Source organism: Desulfobacter sp., from assembly GCF_050177295.1.
The window spans coordinates 1-8,454 of sequence record NZ_JBFXHE010000185.1; the positions used below are offsets into that span (position 1 = coordinate 1).

At 51.8% G+C, this 8,454-nt stretch carries 9 protein-coding genes; 1 reads left to right on the forward strand and 8 read right to left on the reverse strand.

The genetic code is table 11. From position 1 onward, the window contains the following. Positions 1 to 331 precede the first annotated feature (331 nt). Positions 332 to 2,194 carry a heavy metal translocating P-type ATPase gene (locus AB7U36_RS13425; protein WP_428160266.1) on the forward strand — a complete coding sequence of 621 codons (1,863 nt, stop codon included), beginning with the start codon at positions 332 to 334 and terminating at the stop codon, positions 2,192 to 2,194. Here the strand turns inward: AB7U36_RS13425 and AB7U36_RS13430 are convergent. The 8 genes from AB7U36_RS13430 to AB7U36_RS13465 all read right to left on the reverse strand — a co-directional run. Next, on the reverse strand, positions 2,183 to 2,842 hold the full coding sequence (locus tag AB7U36_RS13430; protein ID WP_428160267.1) for a potassium channel family protein: 660 nt from the start codon (positions 2,840 to 2,842) through the stop codon (positions 2,183 to 2,185). The genes AB7U36_RS13425 and AB7U36_RS13430 overlap by 12 nt on opposite strands. 12 nt (positions 2,843 to 2,854) lie before the next feature. Continuing rightward, positions 2,855 to 4,216, reverse strand: a complete 1,362-nt coding sequence (locus AB7U36_RS13435) for a TrkH family potassium uptake protein (protein WP_428160268.1) — start codon at positions 4,214 to 4,216, stop codon at positions 2,855 to 2,857. Further along, positions 4,213 to 4,785: a hypothetical protein gene (locus AB7U36_RS13440; RefSeq protein WP_428160269.1), complete on the reverse strand. Its 573-nt coding sequence runs from the start codon at positions 4,783 to 4,785 to the stop codon at positions 4,213 to 4,215. The genes AB7U36_RS13435 and AB7U36_RS13440 overlap by 4 nt, the downstream gene beginning before the upstream one ends. A gap of 13 nt (positions 4,786 to 4,798) precedes the next feature. Then, the gene (locus tag AB7U36_RS13445) at positions 4,799 to 6,310 is read right to left on the reverse strand and encodes a TrkH family potassium uptake protein (protein ID WP_428160270.1); all 1,512 of its coding nucleotides are present in this window, start codon (positions 6,308 to 6,310) and stop codon (positions 4,799 to 4,801) included. A 15-nt stretch (positions 6,311 to 6,325) separates the two neighbouring features. Then, positions 6,326 to 6,988: a potassium channel family protein gene (locus tag AB7U36_RS13450; RefSeq protein WP_428160271.1), complete on the reverse strand. Its 663-nt coding sequence runs from the start codon at positions 6,986 to 6,988 to the stop codon at positions 6,326 to 6,328. Beyond that, positions 6,985 to 7,425, reverse strand: a complete 441-nt coding sequence (locus AB7U36_RS13455) for a potassium channel family protein (RefSeq protein WP_428160272.1) — start codon at positions 7,423 to 7,425, stop codon at positions 6,985 to 6,987. The genes AB7U36_RS13450 and AB7U36_RS13455 overlap by 4 nt, the downstream gene beginning before the upstream one ends. Continuing rightward, positions 7,415 to 8,119: a response regulator gene (locus AB7U36_RS13460; RefSeq protein ID WP_428160273.1), complete on the reverse strand. Its 705-nt coding sequence runs from the start codon at positions 8,117 to 8,119 to the stop codon at positions 7,415 to 7,417. Before AB7U36_RS13460 ends, AB7U36_RS13455 begins: the two co-directional genes overlap by 11 nt. A 9-nt stretch (positions 8,120 to 8,128) precedes the next feature. Beyond that, a partial coding sequence (locus AB7U36_RS13465) for a sensor histidine kinase (RefSeq protein WP_428160274.1) occupies positions 8,129 to 8,454 on the reverse strand: 326 nt, incomplete at its 5' end.

Consider the following 8,454-nt stretch of genomic DNA (forward strand, 5'->3'; position numbering starts at 1 on the left):
TAAATTTCAAAAGTCAAGAATTAAAAACTTGAACATCGAGTTATAGCTTTTGCCGCTGTCATCTTTAATTGATAATGAGGGGTTCTCAGGGATGAAGTATCTGTAGTTGAGTTTAGAAATGGTAGATATTTCATTAACGACACTTGAGTTATTGGCCGAAGCTCTGCCCCCCCCCCCTTCTGGCTAAGCAGGTTGCTTATTAACATGGGAAATAATTTCGATAGTAAAAAAATTTGATCATCAAAATACTTGACTATAGATATGAAGAAGCCTATTTAATCATATAGATTGACTACATAATATTTGATATTCAAACAAACGGAGCTCTTCAATGATTAGAAGACATGCAAATTTAAACATTTATAAAGAAATCTTTTCATCCAGGGATTTTATCAGAACCGCCCTGGGTGCTGTCTTGATACCTGCGGCATACCTGGCAGGCGGACTTCGTAGTCAAAGCTGGCCATTCATCAGTGCAATGAATGTTTTTTTGATTTTATCTGTCTTGATCAATGGGGTACCCATAGTTATTGAGGCGGTTAAAGGCATTGCCCAACGCCAGGTAAATGTGGATGAACTGGTATCCATTGCCATTATCGCCTGTATGGCTACCGCAAATTTTCTTGAAGCCGCCGTTGTCTCCGCCATTATGGTGGCCGGTGCTCTGGTGGAAGAGGCGGTCAGTGATTCGGCACGCCACGCCATTGAGGAACTGGTAAAAATGACACCGGATACAGCGCTCCTCGAAAAAAACGGTAAAGAGCTGAAGGTCAAGGTGTCCCAGATTGTCCGGGGAGATATCCTTATTGTGAAGACCGGCGGGGTTATTCCGGTGGATGGGACGGTAACAGATGGGGCCTGTGCTGTGGATGAATCTGCTGTAACAGGAGAACCTGTACCAAAGCCCAAAACCCGGGGAGATGAGGTGTGGGCGGGAACCTTGAACACAAACGGTTTTATCCGGGTTCAGGCCGAACGGGTGGGCCGTGACTCAACCATGGGAAAAATCATCTCCATGATAACCGCGGCAGAGCAGTCCAAGGTCAAATCGGCCAGGATTGTTGACCAGTATGCCGGATGGTTTACGCCTGTTATTCTGTCATGTGCGTTGCTGACCTTGATCATTACCCGGGATATTGAACGGGCAATTACCATATTGATTGTGGGCTGTCCCTGTTCCTTTCTCCTTGCCGGTCCTGTGGCCACGGTGTCGGCCATTGGCAATGCGTCCAAACAGGGTATTCTGGTCAAAGGCGGTATTTATCTGGAAAATATGGGCAAAGCTGTTGGGGTGTTTTTTGATAAGACAGGCACACTTACCAATGGAGAACCCGTGGTCACAGCGGTTATTGCCACACAGGCAGGCATGAATAAAGAATATTTGATTCAGACCGCTGGGGCCCTGGAACTGAAAATGAATCATCCCCTGGCCCGGGCCATTGTCCAAAAAGCCAGGGATTGGAACCTGGCCATTCCCGATGCCCGGGACATCGTCAATATCCCGGGTCGCGGCATCCGCGGAAAAGTGGAAGGACAGCGTGTTGAAATCATGACAACAGATAAGTTTGCCGAAAAAGGATATACCTGTGTTGAGATAACGGTTGATCAGCAGGTAACAGGCTGGATCTGCATGCAGGACCAGCCCCGGGCAGGCGCGGCAAAGGTGATTGGAAAACTTAAATTGATGGGGATTAAAGACCTGGCCGTAATTTCCGGGGACCAGAACGCCCCGGTTAAAAAGCTTTGTGATCAAATCGGGATTGATACTGTCTGGGCCCGGCAGTCTCCGGCAGACAAACTCCGTCTCATTCAGGGGTATGACAAGGGCGTGCTGGTATATGTGGGGGACGGGGTGAATGACGCCCCTGCCTTAAAAGCCGCAGATACCGGTATTGCCATGGGGATGAACGGATCTGATGCAGCCCTTGAGACCGCAGATATTGTGCTGATGAACGACCGCCTGGAGAATCTGGTATATCTGTTCTCCCTGGGACGGACCATGCGCAGGACGATTCAGATCGGTATCAGCATCAGTTTTTTTATTAATCTGGTTTCTGTTTTTTCTGGATTCATGGGGTGGCTGACACCGGTATGGGGAGCTGTGACGCATAATGCCGGCGCCCTCATTGTTGTCGGGCTCTCTGCCTCCATGGGCTATTTTGCAAAACGAAACATGGCAATTTTATCCTTTTAATGCTTTAATCCGTTTGATGTCCTCGGATTTTCCCAGCATCATGAGCATATCACTGCCTTTGATCACAAATTCAGGGGTTGGCACCAAAATAAAATTTTCAGGGACCCATTCTTTAATGGCAATAATATGAACATTAAACTTTGCCCGCAGGTTGATCTCCTTTAAGGTTTTTCCGATAAATTCTGCTGGCGGCTCTATATGTACAAGATCAAACCCTTCAGAAAGAGGAATGAAATCCATAATATTCGGTCGGGATAAACTCTGGGAAATCCGCAGTGCCACATCCCTTTCCGGATGAATGATTTTAGTGGCCCCTACTTTTTTAAGTATTTTGGCATGATCATCATCCAGGGCTTTTGCCAGGATCTGCCTGACCCCCATCTCGTGCAGATGGAGGCATATCAGGATACTGACGCTGATCTTGGTGCCGGTGGATACAATCACACCGTCCATGGTTTCCAGGCCAAGGGCTTTTAATTTTTCCTTGTCCGTGGCCTCCAGGAGGATCGCTTCGGTGCAATGGGCATCCACTGCCTGCACCCGGTTTTTATCCATATCCACGGCAATGACTTCATTACCGTCCTCGTATAAGGCTTTGGCCGCATAAAATCCAAAATTCCCTAACCCTATCACTGTAAATCGTTTCATTGTATCTCCTGTTTATCCAATCATCATGTTCTCTTCGGCCCGTTCAAAACCATTTGTCGGATTGGTCCCGATGATGATGTACGAGAAGGTTAGAATCCCTACCCTGCCGATAATCATGGTTATAACAATCCAGAATTTTCCCCATACACTTAAATCCGCTGTGACCCCGAGAGAGAGTCCGACGGTTCCAAAGGCAGATACCACTTCGAAGAGATAAGGCAGAAATGCGCCACGGATACTTCGCCCGGTGATAGCCCCTTCTGAAAGAATCATGAACAATACCATGCCGATAATTCCAACCGAGACTATGATAAGGGTTGTGGAGCGGCGAACGGTTTCATCCGGAATGCTTTTTTTAAACAGATTCACCCGTTGCATCCGCTTAACCCGGGTGATGGTTGTGGCGGTCAGCAATGCCAGGGTGGTTGTTTTCACGCCGCCCCCGCAGGACCCTGGTGAAGCGCCGAAAAACATTAAAACCAGCATCATGGCGACGGTTGCCTCGTTGAGTGCAGAAATATCAACCGTATTGAATCCAGCCGTCCGGCAGGTAATGGATTGAAACAGAGCAACCAGGAATTGGTATGCCGGGGGGGTGCCTTCCAGAGCCCCCTGTCGCTCAAGGATGAATAACCAAACCGTACCACCAATGATCAGAATGGCCGTGGTCAGCAATACGGTCCTGGTCTGGACCGAAAATCGAAACCGTTTTTTCTTTCTGAGCTTTATCCAGTTTTTAAATTCATACAATACCGAAAAGCCGATGCCGCCGGTTACAATAAGCATACAGATGGTAAGGTTTAGAAAGTAACTGCCGCCAAAGGTAGAAAGACTGTCCGGGAACAGGGAAAAACCGGCATTACAAAAGGCAGATATGGCATGGAAGACAGCGGTATAGACGGCTTCATGAACCGGCAGGGTCCGACTCCAGTAAATCGTTAAAAGAACGGTGCCGGCAATCTCAATGCAAAAAGTCATATAGATAATATTTTTGACGATTTTGAAAATATTATCCTGGGGCGTGTGCAAAAACATATCCTGTACCGCCATCCGCTGGTGATAGAAGGTTTTCCTGCCGATCATCCGGAAGAGGAGCACGGAGAGCGTCATGACCCCCAGGCCCCCGATCTGGATGAGAACGAGGATAATGATTTGGCCGAAAAGGGTGAATCGGGTTCCGGTATCCACCACAACCAGTCCGGTGACACAGACCGCCGAGGTCGAGGTAAATAAGGCGTCTATGACTTGCAGCGGACCACTCTTCGAAGAAACCGGCAGGCTCAATAAAAGTGTGCCGATCAGAATGAGAGCCAGAAAGCTGATCAGAACCAGTGCAGCCGGATGCAGTTTTAACAGCTTGCGCCGCAGGATCATGATCCCACCTTGGGGTTCATGTAATATTCACAGTAATGATGATTCATGGTATGGCATATGTCACGAAGCCGGTGGCCCCCTAAAAACATCCTGTTTCGATAAGCGCCGCAGACCGGGAACTCGTATTTATCCCCGCTTGGCAGATAGTTAAGAAAAGGGCAGAGTTTTTCTAAAAGGCTTTGTGCCGGCATCAGGGAATGAGATTTCCATAATTGACAGATATTTTTTCCTATACTGTCCGAGTCAATACCGGTATGGATGTCAACAAAATCCACGCCTGTCTGTGTCAGCCCTAAAATGAATTTTTGATGGAGTCTTTCCAAGAAAACCGCCACCTTTACCTTTGTTGTCAACGGATGTTCCTTAAGGATCCTGCAAAATTCAATCACTTCTTTGTGCCCCTGGATCTCCCTAGTGTTAAAAAAGATGACAATCAGATCCGGATGGTTTGATGTCGCCTGGCCCAAGCAGCTTAAGGGGTTGACGGATATGTCACAGAAGTCCCGGCTTTGAGGCCTCTGATCCGGAAGCAGCCAGCAGATCAATATTTTTTTTGAGTTTGATGCCATTTTTTTTAATTCCCTAGTTGGTATGGCTGTGCCGTTGAATAAAGCCAGGGATCACCGGGCGTGCCACGCGCATATCCCGGCTGATTTTGAGAAGGCTTACGATGATCACAATGAATTCAAGCCGGCCAAAAAACATGGCAAGGGTTTCCGCCCACAAGACGCCGCCGGGCATGGCCGCGGAAGTTACCCCGATGGAAAGCCCGACAGTGCCCAGGGCAGAGGCGAATTCGAAAAGGGAATCTTTCAGGGTGTAGCCATAGGCACAGAGCACCATAACACCCAACCCATAGGTGGCCATGTAAAGGAAAACAAACATGGCCACCTGCCGCAGCCCGGCGTCATTCATAAAAACACGCTGGTTTCCTTCCCATACCGGGAGTTCCGCCACAGCGGTCTTTGGAATGAGGTGGCGCTTGATATCCCAAACCAGCATCTTGAACAGAAGATAGATACGGAACTGCTTGATTCCCCCGGCCGTGGAACATGTGCCCCCGCCAATCAGCATCAGACCGGTCATGAGGGCCACGCCAAAGGCATTCCAGTTGCCGTATCCCACCGTTGAAAACCCCGTGGTTGTGAGCGCCGACACGGTTTCAAACACAGCAACCCGCACCGCCTTGCCCATGTGGGGATAGAGGGCCTGACAGGTCCAGATGAAGGCGGCTGTGGCAGCCAGCGGTATCAAGACGGCCTGGAGGCGGATTTCACCGTTTTTAAACACCACGCCCAATTTCCCCCGCCACAGGAACCAGGCAGTCACAAAGCTCAGGTTGCCCAGCACCATGAGGGCCAGGGTGACCGCTTCGACACGGATGGTGTTCCAGTATCCGATGCTTTCCACTCTTGTTGAAAATCCGCCGGTGGACACGGCGGCAAAGGCGTGGTTCACGGCATCGAAAGGAGACATCCCTGCCGCCCAGTAGGCCAGAGACCCTGCCCCGGCATAGGCGGAATAAATGATCAAAACAAGGCGGGCCGACTGCCTGACATGGGGCACCAGCTGGTCGCCCCGTCCCTCGGCCCTGGAAATGCCGACTCCGGATGGGCCGACAATGGCCGACATCATGATAATGGCCAGGCCTGCACCGCCCGCCAGTTGGATAATGCTGCGCCAGAGCAGTATCATCGGGCCTGCGGCCGTCACATCCACAACCGACAGTCCCGTGGTCGTCCAGCCGCTCACGGACTCGAAAACCGACCTGGAAAACGGCAGCCCCAGAACAGAAGTAAAAGGCCAGGCAGAAAAGAGGATGACCGTCATCCAGCTCACAATAACGATAATACCCCCCTCCTGTACCGACAGGGTTGTATTGGACTCTGACCGGAACAGCCGCCACAGGCTTCCTCCCAGAAGGGCAAGGCCTCCTGCGGGAAGACAGAACGACAGAACATGGGCCGATTCTTCGGGGTTGGATACCAGGATAAGAAGCGGTGTCAGCATCATCCCTCCGGACAGAAGGAGAATCATGCCGATTGAAGAGCACATGGCGGCATAGCGTTTTTTCAGATATTCTTTTTCCCGCATAAGGGCTCCTCTCTACTACCTTTCCTCTCCGGTCAGCACCTTTAAGGCAGGGCCGTGGTTTTCCGGCAGGGTGATCAGCACGATGCGGTCTCCCGCCAGAAGGTCGTTTCCTCCCCCGGGGACCATGGGGTGATTGTCCCGTATAACAACCGCGATCAGGGCGTTTTCAGGAAGATCAATATCCTTGAGCTGCTTGCCCGCCACAGGGGAGCCTGCCTCCAGAGCAATTTCCGTCACATTGACCCGGCCGTCACCCACGGGCAGCAGGTTAAGAATCTGCTCCATGGATGCCCGCTGTTCAATCAGGCTGCCGACGATCCGGGTGGTTGAGAAGGCGGAGACGCCAAGCCTTTCAAATGTCTCGACATTATCCGGATCATTGGCCAGGGCAATGGCTTTGGGCACGCCGAATTTAAGGGTGGCCAGCTGGCAGATCACCAGGTTGTCCTGATCGTTGGGGGTGACCGCCAGTACTGCGTCGGCACCCATTGCACCGGCTTGTTTGAGAATTTCCGGGTCACTGCCGTCTCCGCACAGGACCGTGGCCGTGAGTTGACGGCTCAACAGAACGCATTCGCCCTTATCCCGGTTGATAATGATGACCCGGTATCCTTTGGCGGTGAAGCTGCGGCAAAGGAAAAACAGGGGTTTGCCCCCTCCGACGATGATAATTTTCATGATACCCCTCCGTTTTGACGCGTTCCGCCGTTGGCCACCGCCTCCAGAAACATGCCGGCAGCCACCGAGGTGGGGCAGATGGTGTCAATCCCCAGCTGGGCGTAGACCTCCTCCCGTCTGGGATCAAAAACCCGGGCCAGGACATGGGGGACGCGGAAAACCTTTTGGGCGACCTGGGCCACCATGAGATTGACGTTGTCTTCATGGGTCGTGGCAATGAGCACATCGGCTCTTTTCAGTTTAGCCGCCTTGAGCACCGCCATGTGAGTGGCGTCGCCGTTGATCCGGAACCCGCTGAAATCCGGTGACAAATCGTCCAGCGTAGTTTCGACCCGGTCAATCACCACCACCGAATTCCCGTCCCGGCTAAGGCGATTCGCAAGAAGGGACCCCAGCCGCCCGCATCCCACCACCACAATATATTTGCTATTTTTCATCGGCTTCCCCTGCCTCCTCTTTTCCGTCCGGGCCCAGGTCGATCTTTCCTAACTTGTGCCAGGAGGTGGTTCTATCAAGGTTTGCCCAGGCCGGTTTGAACGTCGGGTCCATATCCAACGCCGCCCGGTAAAACTTCTGGGCCTCCAGTCCGTCCCCCTTGATTTCCAGCAGTACCCCGAGCAGATTGTATGCTTCGGGATGGGCTGGATCCGCTGCGATGGCTTTTCTGGCCGTTTCACGGGCAGCGGAAAATTCCCGATCCCCAATGCAGCGCTTTGTGAGTTCAATGAGGGACGGGTAGTCAACCGCGCTTTCCACTTCCAATGCCTCGCGCGCCATGACCCGGATTGCCAGCTCCCGGATTTCCGCAGGACTGAAGGGTTTCTGGATAAAATCAACCGCACCCAGCTTCATGGCCTCCACAGCCGACTCGACCGTTCCATGAGCAGTAATAATGATCACCCGGGTTTCGGGCCATTCCTCCTTGATCCTGCGCAACACCTCCATCCCGTCCATTCCCGGCATTTTCAGGTCCAGGAACACCAGGGTAGCCTGCGTGTCTCCCAGCTTTTGGAGCGCCTCTTCGCCGTTCACCGCTGTCCGGACAGCAATTCCCAGCGGTTCCAGGGACTGGTCCATGGTCAGCCGTATATTTTTTTCATCGTCAATGATCAGTATGGATTTTGTTTTCATTGCATCCTCCTATTGATTGATGGGCAAGGTAAAGGTGAACGTGCTTCCTGTATCCGGGGACGAATCCACCCAAATCGCACCGGCATGGGCCCTTACAATCTCCTTGCAGATGGCGAGCCCGAGCCCGGTGCCTCCTGGTTCCCGGCCTTTAACCTGAACAAATTTCTGGAATATTTTCGATTGATAGGCCTGGGGGATTCCCGGCCCGTTGTCCTGAACAGACAGGTGGACATTCGGCCCGATTCTCTGGGCCCGAAGCGCGATGCGCCCGCCCCTGCCCACATAACGGAGGGCGTTGGAAACCAGATTGGTCAGGACCCAGGTGATCTTGTTTG